The sequence below is a fragment of the Belnapia sp. F-4-1 genome (assembly GCF_000802185.1).
Classification (GTDB): domain Bacteria; phylum Pseudomonadota; class Alphaproteobacteria; order Acetobacterales; family Acetobacteraceae; genus Belnapia.
In genome coordinates, this window is sequence record NZ_KN676113.1 from 530,581 (window position 1) to 545,056 (window position 14,476).

14 protein-coding genes are annotated in these 14,476 nt (G+C 72.0%); 11 read left to right on the forward strand and 3 right to left on the reverse strand.

Annotation, left to right across the window (positions count from 1 at the left end):
• Positions 1-471: 471 nt before the first annotated feature.
• Together LH62_RS02750 and LH62_RS02755 are read right to left on the reverse strand one after the other, a co-directional pair.
• The gene (locus tag LH62_RS02750; RefSeq protein ID WP_043359081.1) at positions 472-1,443 is read right to left on the reverse strand and encodes an SDR family oxidoreductase; all 972 of its coding nucleotides are present in this window, start codon (positions 1,441-1,443) and stop codon (positions 472-474) included.
• Between the two features lie 199 nt (positions 1,444-1,642).
• Complete coding sequence (locus tag LH62_RS02755) at positions 1,643-2,170, reverse strand: hypothetical protein (RefSeq protein WP_043359083.1); 528 nt, start codon at positions 2,168-2,170, stop codon at positions 1,643-1,645.
• A gap of 214 nt (positions 2,171-2,384) precedes the next feature.
• Between LH62_RS02755 and LH62_RS27995 the strand changes: the two genes are divergently transcribed.
• The 10 genes from LH62_RS27995 to LH62_RS02805 all read left to right on the forward strand — a co-directional run bounded on the left by LH62_RS27995 (position 2,385) and on the right by LH62_RS02805 (position 12,105).
• A complete protein-coding gene (locus LH62_RS27995) occupies positions 2,385-4,169 on the forward strand; it encodes a carbohydrate-binding domain-containing protein (protein WP_052213641.1) in 1,785 nt (594 codons plus the stop codon).
• Positions 4,170-4,253: 84 nt separating this feature from the next.
• A complete protein-coding gene (gene proB, locus LH62_RS02765; protein ID WP_043359085.1) occupies positions 4,254-5,384 on the forward strand; it encodes a glutamate 5-kinase in 1,131 nt (376 codons plus the stop codon).
• A gap of 65 nt (positions 5,385-5,449) precedes the next feature.
• Complete coding sequence (locus LH62_RS02770; protein ID WP_052213642.1) at positions 5,450-6,715, forward strand: glutamate-5-semialdehyde dehydrogenase; 1,266 nt, start codon at positions 5,450-5,452, stop codon at positions 6,713-6,715.
• Between the two features lie 26 nt (positions 6,716-6,741).
• Positions 6,742-7,593: a 2-keto-4-pentenoate hydratase gene (locus LH62_RS02775; protein WP_043359089.1), complete on the forward strand. Its 852-nt coding sequence runs from the start codon at positions 6,742-6,744 to the stop codon at positions 7,591-7,593.
• Complete coding sequence (locus tag LH62_RS02780) at positions 7,590-8,195, forward strand: nicotinate-nucleotide adenylyltransferase (RefSeq protein ID WP_043359091.1); 606 nt, start codon at positions 7,590-7,592, stop codon at positions 8,193-8,195. Before LH62_RS02775 ends, LH62_RS02780 begins: the two co-directional genes overlap by 4 nt.
• Before the next feature lie 753 nt (positions 8,196-8,948).
• A complete protein-coding gene (rsfS, locus tag LH62_RS02785; protein WP_082012786.1) occupies positions 8,949-9,473 on the forward strand; it encodes a ribosome silencing factor in 525 nt (174 codons plus the stop codon).
• Complete coding sequence (locus LH62_RS02790) at positions 9,470-9,937, forward strand: 23S rRNA (pseudouridine(1915)-N(3))-methyltransferase RlmH (RefSeq protein WP_043359094.1); 468 nt, start codon at positions 9,470-9,472, stop codon at positions 9,935-9,937. The genes rsfS and LH62_RS02790 overlap by 4 nt, the downstream gene beginning before the upstream one ends.
• A 10-nt stretch (positions 9,938-9,947) precedes the next feature.
• Entirely contained in the window at positions 9,948-10,628 is a 681-nt protein-coding gene (locus LH62_RS02795) for an NnrU family protein (RefSeq protein WP_160299766.1), read from the forward strand.
• Entirely contained in the window at positions 10,628-11,281 is a 654-nt protein-coding gene (locus LH62_RS02800) for an alpha/beta hydrolase (protein WP_043359098.1), read from the forward strand. Before LH62_RS02795 ends, LH62_RS02800 begins: the two co-directional genes overlap by 1 nt.
• A 14-nt stretch (positions 11,282-11,295) precedes the next feature.
• Positions 11,296-12,105 carry an SDR family NAD(P)-dependent oxidoreductase gene (locus tag LH62_RS02805; protein WP_043359100.1) on the forward strand — a complete coding sequence of 270 codons (810 nt, stop codon included), beginning with the start codon at positions 11,296-11,298 and terminating at the stop codon, positions 12,103-12,105.
• 3 nt (positions 12,106-12,108) lie between these two features.
• Here the strand turns inward: LH62_RS02805 and LH62_RS02810 are convergent, their stop codons facing one another.
• Entirely contained in the window at positions 12,109-12,798 is a 690-nt protein-coding gene (locus LH62_RS02810; protein WP_052213643.1) for a 2OG-Fe(II) oxygenase, read from the reverse strand.
• Between the two features lie 117 nt (positions 12,799-12,915).
• Here LH62_RS02810 and gpmI point away from each other — a divergent pair, with 117 nt between their 5' ends.
• A complete protein-coding gene (gpmI, locus tag LH62_RS02815) occupies positions 12,916-14,445 on the forward strand; it encodes a 2,3-bisphosphoglycerate-independent phosphoglycerate mutase (protein ID WP_043359103.1) in 1,530 nt (509 codons plus the stop codon).
• Positions 14,446-14,476: the final 31 nt, after the last annotated feature.

A 14,476-nucleotide genomic window follows, 5' to 3' on the forward strand; every position in this document is an offset into this window, starting at 1 on the left:
TCTCGATGCAAACCATCCCCCAGCCGCAAAGCCAGATGACGATCCATCGTCTTCCAAAAGACCGATGCAACTGTCAAAGAACATATCCACCCGAAGGCAGAAAACCGCCCCGCATCGCTGCGGGACCAAAGAGCAGGTGCCCAAGAGCACCGAAACCAGGAACCGGAGCAGTGCCAAACCCTGGGGCTCGGCGTCGTCCGGTGGTCCATCATGTAGCGCCTTGCGGCGAGACGTTCAAGACCTTTTTTTAACTTCCTTCGGAAGGTCCATCTTTCAACGGATACAGTGGCTGGTCTTAACCTTTACCAACCACTGCCCCCGATTACTCGGGCCGACTTGCAGGGCCACCTTGCGGCGGAGCGGGGAAATAGCGCCTTGCGCCCAGCGCCACAACCCCCTGCCCGCGGTTTTTTTCAATCCGATGGCAGTCGCCCTCCTGGCCGGGCGACCGGCCTCGGCCCGGCCGATGCCTCAGCGGTCGGTGTAGCCGCCGATCACCGGCAGGACCTCGCCGGTGATGAAGCTCGACATCTGCGGCGAGGCCAGGAAGAGGTAGGCAGGCGCGATCTCCTCCGGCTGGGCCGGCCGGCCCATCCGCGTGTTGCTGCCGAAGCCCTCGACCTTCTCCGGGTTCTCGGTCGGGTTGAGCGGCGTCCAGACCGGGCCCGGCGCCACCGCATTCACCCGGATGCCGCGCGAGGCCAGGCTGCCGGACAGGGAGCGGGTGAAGATGTGGATGCCACCCTTGGTCATCGAATAGTCGAGGATGGCCGAGTTGCCGGCGAGTGCCGTGACCGAGCCGCTGTTCACGATGGCCGAGCCCGGCGGCATATGTGGCACGCAGGCCTGGCTCATATGGAACATGCCGTAGAGGTTGGTCTTCACCGTGAGGTCGAAATGCTCCTCGGTGAGATCCTCGAAGCGGTTGCAGTGGAGCTGGAAGGCGGCATTGTTCACCAGCACGTCGAGCCGGCCGAGCTCCTTCACCGTCCGCTCGGCGGCGGCGAAGCAGAAAGCCCGGTCGGTGATGTCGCCGGCGATGGTGATGGCGCGGCGGCCCTCGCGCTCGACCGCGGCGCGGACCACATCGGCATCCTCCTGCTCGTGCGGCAGGTGCATGATGGCGATATCGGCCCCCTCGCGGGCGAAGAGCACGCAGATGGCGCGGCCGATGCCGCTGTCGCCGCCGGTGACAACGGCGACCCGCCCGGCGAGCTTGCCGGAGCCCTGCCAATAAGGCGCATCATACATGGGCGCGAGGGACTGGCTCGCCTCGATCCCCGGCCGGTCCATCCGCTCGCGGGCGAAGGGCGGTTCCGGGTAGCGGCGGGCGCCGGCCTGCATGGCGCCGTTCATGGGCTCGGGCGGGCGGAGGCGGTCGGCCTCCCGCACCTGGTCGAGGATGCGGCGTTGCCGGCTGGCGGCGTCCTGTGGATCGGTCATCGGTTCTCTCCCTCATATGGCCCGGCCATGGTGGATTCAGCGCCACTCCGCGGAGCGTCAAGGCCTGCAACGGAGGCGGCCTCGCCAGCATCGGCTGACATGGCTCAGGGTTTCCCGCTTCCGGGATCACCCATCCGGCCGGGCAGGCAGCGGGCGGCCGAGGCAGCCTTGCGGGAAAGGGTGGAGGTTTCGGCCGGCCTCAGCGATCCGCCGCCGCGCGGATGCGGGCCAGTTCCAGCCGGCCCTTGGCACCCCAGCCGCTGACATCCTCGGGCACCTCGGGGCGGAAGGCTTCGTAGAGGCGAAAGCCGATGCGGTTCAGCTCCTCCGGCTCAAGGCGATCGGCCAGGCCCTCCATCGCCGCCCGCACCTCGCCGAGATGCGGCCCCAGGGCACGGGCGAGGTAAGCCTCGACCGGCGCGGCGGGGGCCGGATGGCCATCCCGCACGGCCAGCAATGCGCCATCCTTCCCAGCAGCAATCGGGATGTCGCGGCCAAGCAGCCGGGTCACCTTTCGCGCCGGCGCGGGCGCCCCTCCGGGCTGGTCAGGCGAGGCCCGATCCTCGGCGAGGCCGAGTCGCCGCGCCTTGGCGCGGGCGGCGGTGCCGGCCACCACGCTCGCCAGGCTGAGCGCCGTCGCCGGCAGATGGCCCAGCCGCTCCGCCACGACGGCAGCCCAGAGGGTGAGGACCGGGGCGCGGTTCACCCGGATTGCGGTTTCCTGCATCGCCCACCTCCCCGGCTCCTGAACATCAAAGCCACAGCGGGACACGAGTTCGCCAAGGCGCCGATTTATCCGCAACAATTAACGTTCCGCTAACACAGTGTGATCCGGCGAAACATCATTCGCTGCTTGCTATTGCAGGTTGCATACGACATACATCTCAACCGCAGGATATATCACGTTTTCGTGGATCACGTAGTTTTTGGGAGAAAAATGGATGGTTTCCTCGGTCGGAACAGTCTCTACGGATGCCAACGGCAATCAGTACCGCGTCGTTCTGTCCGATGATTTCAGCGCCGGTTATAATTTCTCCAAATGGGGCTCGGTCTATCACGGCGGCACATATGGCAACGGCGCGTTCTGGTGGAACGCCAACGACGTCAAGGTCACCAGCGGCGAGATGCAGGTCAGCGCGACCCGCCACGCGAACGGCAGCTGGAGCGCGGGCGGCTTCAACAGCAAGGCGGCCAACATCACCATCAAATACGGCACCGTGGAATTCGATGCCCGGGTCGAGAAGGCGCAGGGCACCCAGGCCGCGATCCTGATGTGGCCCAAATCCGACGTCTGGCCGCGCGACGGCGAGATCGACATCCTCGAGACGCCGAAGGGCGGCTCGATGCACACGGTCCACTGGGCGGGCGCCAACGGCCAGGACACCTACAGCGCGAAGCTCAGCGGCATCGATTCCAGCCAGACCCACCACTACAAGATGACCTGGCTGCCGAACCTCCTCACCATCACGGTGGACGGCAAGGTGGTCGGCAGCTGGACCAACCCGGACGTCATCCCCGACACCGCCATGGGCTTCGGCGCGATGAGCTACGTCGCCAACAATGGCGAGGCCTGGCTCGGCGGCGGGCCGAACAGCTCGACGCCCGGCAAGGTGACCACCCATATCGACAACGTGGTGATGTCGCAGTGGACCGGCACGACCTCCGGCGGCTCGACCGGCGGCAACACGGGTGGCTCCACGGGCGGCCCGACCACGCCGGCGCCGGGCACGCCGGTCATCACGACCATCGGCACCGGCTCCGACACGCTGGTGCTGAAGATCAGCGAGGACGCTTATAAGGGTCACGCGCAGTACACCATCAGCGTCGACGGCAAGCAGATCGGCACCACGCTGACCGCCGGCGCCTCGCATGCCGCCGGCCAGGACGACATCATCACCGTCAAGGGCAACTGGGGCGCGGGCAGCCACAAGGTCACCGTCAACTTCCTCAACGATGCCTATGGCGGCTCCGCCAGCCTCGACCGCAACCTGCATGTCGACGGCATCACCTTCAACGGCGCCGCCCTGTCCAAGGGCACGGCGGACCTGGGACGGAACGGCCCGGTCGATTTCGGCTTCACCAAGGCCGCCCCGCCCGTGCCGGCCACCGGCCTGGTGAAGACCATCGGCGCCGGCAGCGACTCCATCGTGATGAAGGTCAGCCAGGACGCCTACAACGGCAACGCCCAGTACGTCGTCAGCGTCGATGGCAAGCAGATCGGCGGCACGCAGACCGCCAGCGCCTCCCACGCCGCCAAGGCGAGCGACGTCATCACCGTCAAGGGCGACTGGGGCGCGGGCAACCACACGCTGACGGTCAAGTTCATCAACGACGCGGCCGGCAGCGGCGGCGACCGCAACCTCTATATCGACGACCTCACCTACAAGGGCGCGACCTTCGCCAAGGACAGCCACGCCTTCAAGTACGGCGGGCCGGACGACTTCCGCTTCAGCGAAGCGTCCGGGGGCTTCGGCGCCACCTATCTCGGCACATCGGCCAGGGACAGCTTCGGCATCGACAGGGGCGAGGGGCATGTGGTGATCGACGGCTTCACCAGCGGCATGGACAAGCTGGCTTTCCGCGGCTTCAGCCAGTCCGGCCTGCACACCGCTTTGAAGACCGAGAACGGCGTCTCCGGCCTGCTGGTGAGCTTCGATGGCGTGAGCGACAACGTCTTCCTCGCCCATGCCACCAAGCTGGCGGCCGGCGACATGCTCTTCGCCTAGGCAACGGACGACGGGCGAAAAGGGCGCTCCCCGGCCGGGGGCGCCCTTTTCCATGTCCGGGCCGCCCGTGCTATGCGGCGGCCCATGACCTCCAGCCCCGCCCTTCCCGACCTCGCCGCCGCCCGCCGCCTGGTGGTGAAGATCGGTTCCGCCCTGGTGGTGGACGAGCGGACGGCTGCCCCGCGCGAGGCCTGGCTTGCCTCCGTCGCCGCCGACATCGCCGCCCTCCGCGCCCGAGGGACGGAGGTGGTGGTGGTCTCCTCCGGCGCCATCGCGCTGGCCCGGCGCGCCCTCGGCCTCACCCGCAAGCGCCTCAAGCTGGAGGAGAAGCAGGCGGCCGCCGCGGTCGGGCAGATCCGCCTGGCCGGTGCCTGGCAGGCGGCGCTCGCCGGCCATGGCCTCGCCGCCGCGCAGCTGCTGCTGACGCTGGAGGACAGCGAGGACCGCAGGCGCTACCTCAACGCCCGCGCCACGCTCGGGACGCTGCTCGAGCTCGGCTGCATCCCCGTCATCAACGAGAACGACACGGTGGCGACGGCCGAGATCCGCTTCGGCGACAATGACCGCCTTGCCGCCCGCGTCGCCGAGATGATCGCGGCCGACGCGCTGGTGCTGCTCTCCGACATCGACGGGCTCTACACCGCCGACCCGCGGCGCGACCCGGCGGCGGCGCACCTCCCCGTCGTGCCGCAGCTCACCGAGGAGATCATGGCGATGGGCGGCGAGCCGCCGCCCGGCTACTCCTCGGGCGGGATGCGCACCAAGCTGATCGCCGCCCGCATCGCGACGGGCGCCGGCACCGCCATGGCGATCGCCCTCGGTGCGCGCGACAACCCGCTGCGGGCAATGCAGGACGGCGCCCGCTGCACCTGGTTCCTCCCCGCGCCCGAGGGCCGCACCGCCCGCAAGCGCTGGATCGCCGGCAGCCTCGCCCCGCTCGGCGCGCTGGTGGTGGACGAGGGCGCGGCGCGGGCGCTGGCCCGCGGCTCCTCCCTGCTGCCGGCCGGCATCCGCCGCGTCGAGGGCCAGTTCCACCGCGGCGACCCGGTCAGCGTGCGCGATGCCGAGGGGCGCGAGCTGGCCCGCGGCCTTTCCGCCTATGATGCGGAGGATGCCGGCCGCATCGCCGGCCACCGCTCGGAGGAGATCGAGGCCATCCTCGGCTGGCGCGGGCGCGACGAGGTGGTCCACCGCGACGATCTCGTGGTGCTCTGAGCGCCGGGCAGGCCCGCGCCCTCGCCCCCTTGGCCGGGCGATGGCAAGGCGCTAGGTCTGCTGCCATGAACGCCCTCGCCGACGAAGCCGCCCGCCAGCTCGAAGCCGCCGCCCGCGCCGCCCGCGCGGCGGCCGCCGACCTTGCCCGCGCGCCGCGACCGGCGAAGGACCTGGCGCTGCGCGAGGCCGCCCGCGCGATCCGCGGCTCGGCCCCGGCGATCCTTGCGGCCAACGAGGCGGACCTCGCCGCCGCACCCGAACTGTCGGCCGCCTTCAAGGACCGCCTTACCTTGACCCCCGCCCGCATCGAGGCGATGGCGCGCGGCCTCGAGGAGGTGGCGGAGCTGCCCGACCCGGTAGGCCGCACACTCTCGGAGTGGACGCGGCCGAACGGCCTCGTGATCCGCCGCATCGCCCAGCCCATCGGCGTCATCGGCATGGTCTTCGAGAGCCGGCCGAACGTCGCCGCCGATGCCGCGGCGCTTTGCCTCAAATCCGGCAATGCCGTCATACTGCGCGGCGGGCGGGAGAGCCTGCGCAGCGTCGCCGCCATCCATGCCACCATGACGGAAGGCCTCCGCGCCGCCGGCCTGCCGGAGGCCGCGGTGCAGGTGGCCCAGACCGCCGATCGCGGCTTCGTCGGCGCCATGCTGCGCGCGGCCGGCCTCATCGACCTCATCATCCCGCGCGGCGGCAAGGGCCTCGTCACCCGGGTGATGGAGGAGGCGCGCGTTCCCGTCCTCGCCCATGCCGAGGGGCTCTGCCACACCTACATCCATGCGGCGGCCGACCCGGCCATGGCGCGCTCCATCCTGCTGAACGCCAAGCTGCGCCGCACCGGCGTCTGCGGCGCGACCGAAACGCTGCTGATCGACGCCGCCATCGCCCCCGGCCTGCTGCCGGTGCTGGTCGCCGACCTGCGCGAGCGGGGCTGCGACTTCCGCGCCGATGCGAAGGCGCGGGCCATCTGCCCGGAGCTGCCCGCCGCGACGGAGGCGGATTTCGCCACGGAATGGTTGGATTCGGTGCTCTCCGTCGCGGTGGTGGACGGAGTCGCCCCGGCGCTCGCGCATATCCGCCGCCACGGGTCCGAGCATACCGAGGCGATCGTCACCGAGGATGCCAAGGCCGCGGCGGAGTTCCTCAACGGCCTCGCTTCCGCAGTCGGCATCTGGAACGCCTCGACGCAATTCTGCGACGGCGGCGAGTTCGGCTTCGGCGCCGAGATCGGCATCGCCACCGGCCGGCTGCACGCCCGCGGCCCGGTCGGCTTGGAGCAGCTCTGCACCTACCGCTACCATGTGATCGGGAGCGGACAGGTCAGGCCCTGAGCCCTCCCCAACCGGAGGGACCATCCATGCGCCGCCTGCTTCTGCTGACTGCCGCCCTGTTGCCGAGCCTTGCCGCCGAGGCCGCCTGCCCGCCCGACCCGGCCGTGGCGGCGACCGCCGGGGCGCTGCTCGCGGGCCGGCCGGCAGAGCCCTATCCCGACCTCTCCATGGCCGATGCGGAATGCGCCCGCGCCAAGCTGATGCCGCTGCTGGCGGCCGAGCTCGGCCGGCCGATCGGCTACAAGGCGGGCGCGACGGGCGCCGCGACGCAGCGCGCCTTCGGCCTCTCCGGCCCGGTCTATGGCGTGATGTTCGAGAGCACGACGAGCCTGCGCGACGGCGCCACGCTGCAGCTCACGCCACAGATCGCGGGCGTCAGCGTGGAGGCGGACCTGCTTGTCCGGGTGAGGGATGAGGGCATCAACACCGCCGGCGCCGACCAGGTGCAGATCCTCCGCCATCTCGACCAGGTCATCCCCTATATCGAGCTGCCGCGCGTCGGCCTCGGCGGTCCGGTGAATGGGCCGCTGCTGGTCTCGGTCAACGTCGCCGCCCGGCTCGGCGTCACCGGCACGCCGATCCCGGTCGAGGCGACAGCGGAGTTCGCCGCGCGGCTCGGCTCGATGACCGTCATCCTCGCCGACGACACCAAGGAGCTGGCGCGCGCCCCAGGCAGCGCGCTGCTCGGCCATCCGCTGAACGTCATCCCCTGGCTGGTCGGCGACCTCGCGCGGCAGGGGCTGAAGCTCAAGGCCGGCGACATCGTCTCGCTCGGCGGCTTCGCCCCCTCGGTGCCGGCGGTGGCCGGGCGCAGCTACACCCTCCGCTACGAGGGGATGCTGGCGCAGCCGGTCTCGGTCGGCCTGCAGGTCAGGTGAGGCAGGCCCATGGGGATCGCCGCCGGGCGCGCATCGGCCTGCTCGGCGGCAGCTTCAACCCGGCCCATGCCGGGCACCGGCATGTGGCGGAGCGCGCCTTGCGGGCGCTCCGTCTCGACGAGGTCTGGCTGCTGGTCTCGCCCGGCAACCCGCTGAAGCCGCGCCGGGGCATGGCGCCCTTCGCCGAGCGCCTGGCCTCGGCCCGGAGCATCGCCGATGGGCGGCGGATCATCGCAACCGATATCGAGGCCCGGCTCGGCACCCGCTTCACCGTGGCGACGCTCGCCCTGCTGCGCCGGCGCTTCCCTTGCGCCTGCTTCGTGCTGCTGATCGGCGCCGACAACCTTTCCCAGCTGCCACGCTGGAAGGGCTGGCGGGCGCTCGCGCGGGGTACGCCGCTCGCGGTGCTGCCGCGGCCAGGCGAGACACGGCGGGCGCTCTCGGGCCAGGCGGCGCGGGCGCTGGCGCGGCACCGGAAGCGTCCGGGCGCGTTGCTCGACGGATGCGGGACGGGCGGGCATGCGGGCTGGAGCCTGGTGCCGGCGCGGGAACATCCGGCCTCGGCGACGGCGATCCGCCGCGCCGCCGGCCGCGTGCTATAGAAGCGAACACAAAGAACAGAGGAGGCGGCCATCGCGCGCGCCACACGGCCCCCTGGCGGGGGCAAGAGCACATCCACCACCCGGCCACCCCGCGCGGCAAAGCCCGCGGCGCCGCGGGTTCCGGGCAAGCAGGCGCCACGCGGCGCGGCCAAGCCGGCAACGAAGAGCCGTGCTCCGGCCCGGACCGAGGCCGCTCCGCCGCGCGGCCGCGCCAGGCCCGCGGCCGAGGCTCCCACCCGCGCCCGCCGTGGCGCCGATGAGGCGCCGGCCCGCACCCGCAAGGCCGACAGCCCGGCACCCCGCGGCCGCGCCAAACCTGCATCCGAGGCTCCCCCGCGCAGCCGCCGCGGTGCCGAGGACGCACCGGCGCGCAGCCGCAGGACGGAGAGCCCGGCCCCACGCAGCCGCAGCAAGGCCGCGCCCGAGGCACCGACACGCAGCCGCAGCAGGGCCGCGCCCGAGGCACCGACGCGCAGCCGCAAAACGGAGAGCCCGGCTCCGCGCAGCCGCAGCAGGGCCGCACCCGAGGCGCCCACGCGCAGCCGCCGCGGCACCGAGGACGCGCCGACGCGCAGCCGCAGGGCGGAGAGCCCGGCCCCGCGCAGTCGCCGCATCACGGAGGACAAGCCCGTGCGCAGCGCCGCCGCGAAGCCTCGTGCCGCCCGGTCGGAGACGGTCGCCGCGAAGCCGATGCGTGGCGCCGCCCGCGCCCCGTCCCGGCCCGCCGCGCCGCACCTCGTCCCCGCCCGGCCGATGCCGGAGGCGAAGGTGATCCGCCGCCCCGTCGGCGTGCCGCCCAAACCCGTCCCGCAGGAGGAGCCGAGCCCGCGCAAGCGCCAGGTCATCGCCGGGCCGGAGGCGAAGCCCGCCCGCCGCCCACGCGCCAAGGAGAAGGCCCCGCCGGACCGGCTGGAGCAGCTGGTCACCGCTGCCCAGGCCAGCCTGGAGGACGACAAGGCCGAGGACATCCTCGTCCTCGACGTCACCGACCGCGCCAGCTTCACCGACCGGATGATCATCGCCACGGGCCTCTCCGAGCGGCAGATCCAGGCCATGGCGAACCATCTGGAAGATGCGCTGGAGAAGGTCGGCCTCAAGCTGCGGCGGGATGCGATCCAGGGCTCGGAGGACTGGGTGCTGATCGATTGCGGCGACCTGGTCATCCACCTCTTCAAACCCGAGGCGCGGACGACCTATGCGCTGGAGCGGATGTGGGGCCCCGACAGCCCGCAACCCGAGGACAGCACCCCGCCGCCGGAGGAGCCGGGCGAGGCGTGAGCCGGGCGCCCCGGCTGATCGCCATCGGCCGGCTCAAGGGCGGGCCGGAGGCGGCGCTGTTCGAGCAGCACAATGCCCGCCTCCGCCCGCCCTTCGCGGTGACGGAGCTGGCCGAGGCGCGCGGCAGCCCGGGCGAGATCCGCCGGCGGGAGGGCGCGGCGCTGCTCGCCGCCCTGCCCGAGGCGGCGCTCGCCATCGCCCTCGACCTCGGCGGCGAGGCGCCGGGCAGCGCGGCGCTGGCATCGCTCGCCGCCCGCTGGGAGGCGACGGGCAAGCCGGTCTGCTTCCTCATCGGCGGGGCGGAGGGGCTGGACGAGGCGGTGCTGGCGCGGGCCGACCACCGCCTCTCCCTCGGCCCGCTCACCTGGCCGCATTTCCTGGTGCGGGGCCTGCTGGCCGAGCAATGGTACAGGGTGCAAGCCATCCGCTCCGGCCACCCCTATCATCGTCCCTGGCGACCTTGAGGACCGTATGATGCTGGCGATCGCGGCCCTGGTCTGGATCGGCGTCCATGTCGGCATCGCCGGCACGCGAATGCGCGGCGCGATCGCCGGCCGCATCGGCGAGGGCGGCTTCCGCATCGCCTTCTCGCTGGCTTCCTTCGCCTCGATATTCTTTCTCATCGAGGCCTGGAAGGCAGCGGAAACCACGCCGCTCTGGTTCGCGCCAGGCTGGCTGCGCTGGGTGCTGGCGCTGCTGATGCTGCCCGCCTTCATCTTCTTCGTCGCCTCGGTGGCGAAGCCCAACCCCACCGGCATCGGCGGCGAGGCGCAGCTCGGCGCGGAGGCACGCGGCATCCAGCGCGTCACCCGCCACCCGATGCTCTGGTCCTTCGCCCTCTGGGCGGCGATCCACATGATCGGCAATGGCGACAGCGCGGCGCTGCTCTTCTTCGGCGCCTTCCTCGTCACCGCGCTCGTGGGGATGCCGAGCATCGACGCGAAGCTGGCAGAGCGCGCGCCGGCCGAATGGCGGAGGCTCGCCGCCACCACCTCCATCCTGCCCTTCGGCGCCATCCTCGCCGGGCGGAACCGGCTGGCGCCCGGCGAGATAGGCTGGGTGCCGCCGGTGATCGGGACGCTGGCCTGGGCGGCGATGCTGCACTTCCACGGGCGCATCTTCGGCGTCTCGCCCCTGCTGATGGGTGCATCCTGATGGAAGAAGGCCGCCTCGCCGCCCGCCCGCAGCCCCCCGGCGCCACCAGGCCCTGGCCGCTGCCGGCCGGCCTGCATCCAATGGGCGAGGCCATGCTGCGCGTACCGGCCAGCCCCGGCTCCGGGCCGCTGCCGCTGATCCTCATGCTGCACGGCGCGGGCGGCGATCCGGCGAAGGCGCTGCGGCGCGTCGAGTCCATCGCCGAGGCCGCGCTGGTGCTGCTGCCGAAGAGCCGCGGCGCCACCTGGGACGTGCTAGAGGGCGGCTACGGGCCCGATGTCGCACGGATCGATGCCGCACTCGCCGCCGTCTTCGCCGCCTGGCCGGTCGATCCGGCGCGGATCGCCGCCGCGGGCTTTTCCGATGGCGCCTCCTACGCCCTCTCGCTCGCCATGATGAACGGGGCGCTCTTCACCCACGCGCTCGCCTTCTCGCCCGGCTTCGCCGCGCCGCTGCATGTCGAGGGCAAGCCGCGCTGCTTTCTCAGCCATGGCACCGAGGACCGCGTCCTGAACATCGACCTGTGCAGCCGCCGCCTGGCGCCGAAGCTGCAGCGTGCCGGCTATCCGCTGACCTATCTGGAGTTCGGCGGCGGCCACGAGGTGCCGGAGGCGATCGCTGAACGCGCGCTCGCATTCCTGTTGGAAGACTGAAGGGGAGGACAAGAATGGCCGAGATCGCCGAGAACCTCGCGGGCAAGGTCGCCATCGTCACCGGCGCCGGCTCGCGGCCAGGGGAGGGTGTCGGCAATGGCCGCGCCGCCGCCATCCTGCTGGCCCGCGCCGGCGCCCGGCTGGTGCTGGCCGATGCGATGGAGGACTGGGCAAAGGATACCCAGCGGATGATCGAGGCCGAGGGCGGCGAGGCCCTCGCCATCGCCGCCGACGTGACGCAGCCCGAGCAGTGCCGCGCCGTCGTCGAGGCGGCGACCGGCCGCTGGGGCCGGCTCGACGTGCTGGTGAACAATGTCGGCATCGGCGGCCCCAAGGGCACGGCCGAGGACGTTGATCCCGACGAGTGGGCCCGGGGCCTGCTCGTCAACGTCACCTCGATGATGCTGATGGCGAAGTATGCGGTGCCGGCGATGCGCGCCGCGGGCGGCGGCTCCATCGTCAACATCGGCTCGGTGGCGGGGCTGCGCGGCGGCCACCCGAACCTGCTTTACCCGACCAGCAAGGGCGCCGTCGTCAACATGACCCGCGCGATGGCGGTGCATCATGCCGCCGACGGCATCCGCGTCAACTGCATCTGCCCCGGCATGGTCTACACGCCGATGGTCCAGGCCGGCGGCATGACGCCGGAGAAGCGCGACGCGCGGCGGCGGCGGAGCATCCTGCAGGTCGAGGGCACGGGCTGGGATGTCGGCGCCGCCGTCACCTTCCTTTGCGGCGGCAATGCGCGCTGGATGACCGGGGCGATCGTCCCGGTCGATGCCGGGGCGACGGCCATCGCCGCCCTGCCCGACGAGATGGTCTGAACCCTACGCCGCATCGTGGAAGATGAGGCCCAGCGTGTGCCGCGCCCCGCTGCGGAGCCGGCTCACGCCATGGCGCATCGTCACCCGGTAGTCGCCGCGGCTGCCGCGCACCGGCCGCTGCGCCACGGCGAAGACGGCCGCCTCGCCGAGGCCGAGCGGCACAACCTCCGCCCGCGACTGCATGCGCGGCCGCTGCTCGGTCAGCACGAACTCGCCGCCGGCGAAGTCCTCGCCCGGCGCCGAGAGCAGCACCACGACTTGCAACGGGAAGACATGCTCCCCGTAGAGGTCCTGGTGCAGGCAGTTGTAGTCGCCCGGCCCGTAGCGCAGCAGCAGCGGCGTCGGCCGCGGCTGCCCCGCCGCGTGGCAGCGGGCGAGGAATTCGGCATGCGCCGCCGGATAGCGCACGGAAAGGCCCATCCGCTCGTTCCAGCGGTTGGCGATGGGAGCGAGCCGCGGGTAGAGCGCCTCCCGCAGCGCCTGCACCCGCTCCGGCAGCGGATAGGCAAGGTACTGGTACTCGCCCCGCCCGAAGCCGTGCCGCGCCATGACCACCCGGCTGCGGAAGTGCGCCTCCTCGTCATAGAGGGCGACCAGCGCCCGGCATTCCTCCGGCGCCAGCAGCCGGCCGAGCCGCGCCACCCCTGCCGCATCCAGTTCCGCCTCCGCCGCCGCCCAGTCGATCCCCTGCATCGCATCCCTCCCTCGCCCCGCGCTTATGGACGTGATCGCCCGCCCCCGCCCCCCGCCCGTTGCGCCGGCACGCCCCCGGGTCTAGGTCCGGACCGACCGCCCAGGAGGATGACGCCCATGCCCGTACCCCGCCCCGTGATGCTCACCATCCTCGATGGCTGGGGCTGGCGCGAGGAGGAGGCGGACAATGCCGTGCGGCAGGCGAAGACGCCGGTCTTCGACGCGCTTTGGGCCGCCGGGCCACGCGCCTTCCTCCGCACCTCCGGCCGGGATGTCGGCCTGCCGGACGGGCAGATGGGCAATTCCGAGGTCGGCCACCTCAATCTCGGCGCCGGCCGGGTGGTGATGCAGGATCTGCCGCGGATCGACGCCGCGGTGGAGGACGGCTCCCTCGCCCGCATGCCGCCGCTCACCGATCTCATCGTAAAGTTGAAGGCGTCGGGCGGCACCTGCCACCTGCTCGGCCTCCTGTCGCCGGGCGGCGTCCACAGCCACCAGGCCCATGCCGCGGCCTTGGCGAAGGTGCTGGCCGAGGCCGGCATCCCCGTGGCGCTGCACGGCTTCACCGATGGCCGCGACACCCCGCCCGAGGCCTCGCCCGGCTATCTGAAGACGCTCGAGGCGGCGACGGCGGGCCTCCCCGGCTTCCGCATCGCGACGCTGACCGGCCGCTACTTCGCCATGGACCGCGACCACCGCTGGGAGCGGGTCGGCCAGGCCTGGCGCGCCCTGGTGCTGGCCGAGGGCGAGCGCGCGCCGGATGCCGCCGCCGCCATCGCGGCAGCACATGGGAAGAAGGTGACGGACGAGTTCATCCCCGCCACCATCCTTGGCGACTATGCCGGCATGCGCGACGGCGACGGCATCCTCTGCTTCAACTTCCGCGCCGACCGGGTGCGCGAGATCCTCGACGCCCTGCTCGACCCCGGGTTCACGGGCTTCGAGCGCCCGCGCGTGCCGCGCTTCGCCGCCGCGCTCGGCATGACCGAGTATTCGACGGAGCTGAACCGCGTCCTCGCCACCCTCTTCCCGCCGCAGCCGATGCAGGACCTGCTGGCCGAGGTGGTCTCCCGCGCCGGCCTCCGCCAGCTCCACGCGGCGGAGACGGAGAAGTACCCGCACGTCACCTTCTTCCTGAATGGCGGGCTGGAGCCGCCCTATCCGGGCGAGGACCGCATCATGGTCCCCTCCCCCAAGGTCGCCACCTACGACCTCCAGCCGGAGATGTCGGCGCCCGAGCTGTGCGAGAAGGTGGTCGCCGCGATCAATACCGGCACCTACGACCTCATCGTGCTCAACTTCGCCAACCCGGACATGGTCGGCCATACCGGCAGCCTGCCGGCGGCGATCAAGGCGGTGGAGACGGTGGATGCCGCGCTCGGCCGCATCGCCGAGGCGGTGAAGGCCGGGGGTGGCGCCCTGCTCGTCACCGCCGACCACGGCAATTGCGAGCTGATGAAGGACCCGGCGACCGGCGGCCCGCACACGGCGCACACCACCAACCCGGTGCCGGTCTTCCTGGTCAACGGCCCGTCCGGCGCCGCGCTGCGCGACGGCCGCCTCGCCGATGTCGCGCCGACCCTGCTGGAGCTGATGGGCCAGTCCCAGCCGGCGGCGATGACCGGGGTGTCGCTGCTCAAGGGCTGATGGCAGCGGCTCCGGCCGGCATGCTATCTGC

Excerpts from the sequence above, each read along its gene's own strand:
- LH62_RS27995 (WP_052213641.1), top strand. The coding sequence starts at position 2,385 with ATGGTTTCCTCGGTCGGAACAGTCTCTACGGATGCCAACGGCAATCAG.
- LH62_RS02755 (WP_043359083.1), bottom strand. The coding sequence starts at position 2,170 with ATGCAGGAAACCGCAATCCGGGTGAACCGCGCCCCGGTCCTCACCCTC.
- rsfS (WP_082012786.1), top strand. The coding sequence starts at position 8,949 with ATGCCGGAGGCGAAGGTGATCCGCCGCCCCGTCGGCGTGCCGCCCAAA.
- LH62_RS02800 (WP_043359098.1), top strand. The coding sequence starts at position 10,628 with ATGGAAGAAGGCCGCCTCGCCGCCCGCCCGCAGCCCCCCGGCGCCACC.
- LH62_RS02805 (WP_043359100.1), top strand. The coding sequence starts at position 11,296 with ATGGCCGAGATCGCCGAGAACCTCGCGGGCAAGGTCGCCATCGTCACC.
- LH62_RS02770 (WP_052213642.1), top strand. The coding sequence starts at position 5,450 with ATGAACGCCCTCGCCGACGAAGCCGCCCGCCAGCTCGAAGCCGCCGCC.
- proB (WP_043359085.1), top strand. The coding sequence starts at position 4,254 with ATGACCTCCAGCCCCGCCCTTCCCGACCTCGCCGCCGCCCGCCGCCTG.
- gpmI (WP_043359103.1), top strand. The coding sequence starts at position 12,916 with ATGCCCGTACCCCGCCCCGTGATGCTCACCATCCTCGATGGCTGGGGC.
- LH62_RS02750 (WP_043359081.1), bottom strand. The coding sequence starts at position 1,443 with ATGACCGATCCACAGGACGCCGCCAGCCGGCAACGCCGCATCCTCGAC.
- LH62_RS02775 (WP_043359089.1), top strand. The coding sequence starts at position 6,742 with ATGCGCCGCCTGCTTCTGCTGACTGCCGCCCTGTTGCCGAGCCTTGCC.
- LH62_RS02810 (WP_052213643.1), bottom strand. The coding sequence starts at position 12,798 with ATGCAGGGGATCGACTGGGCGGCGGCGGAGGCGGAACTGGATGCGGCA.
- LH62_RS02795 (WP_160299766.1), top strand. The coding sequence starts at position 9,948 with ATGCTGGCGATCGCGGCCCTGGTCTGGATCGGCGTCCATGTCGGCATC.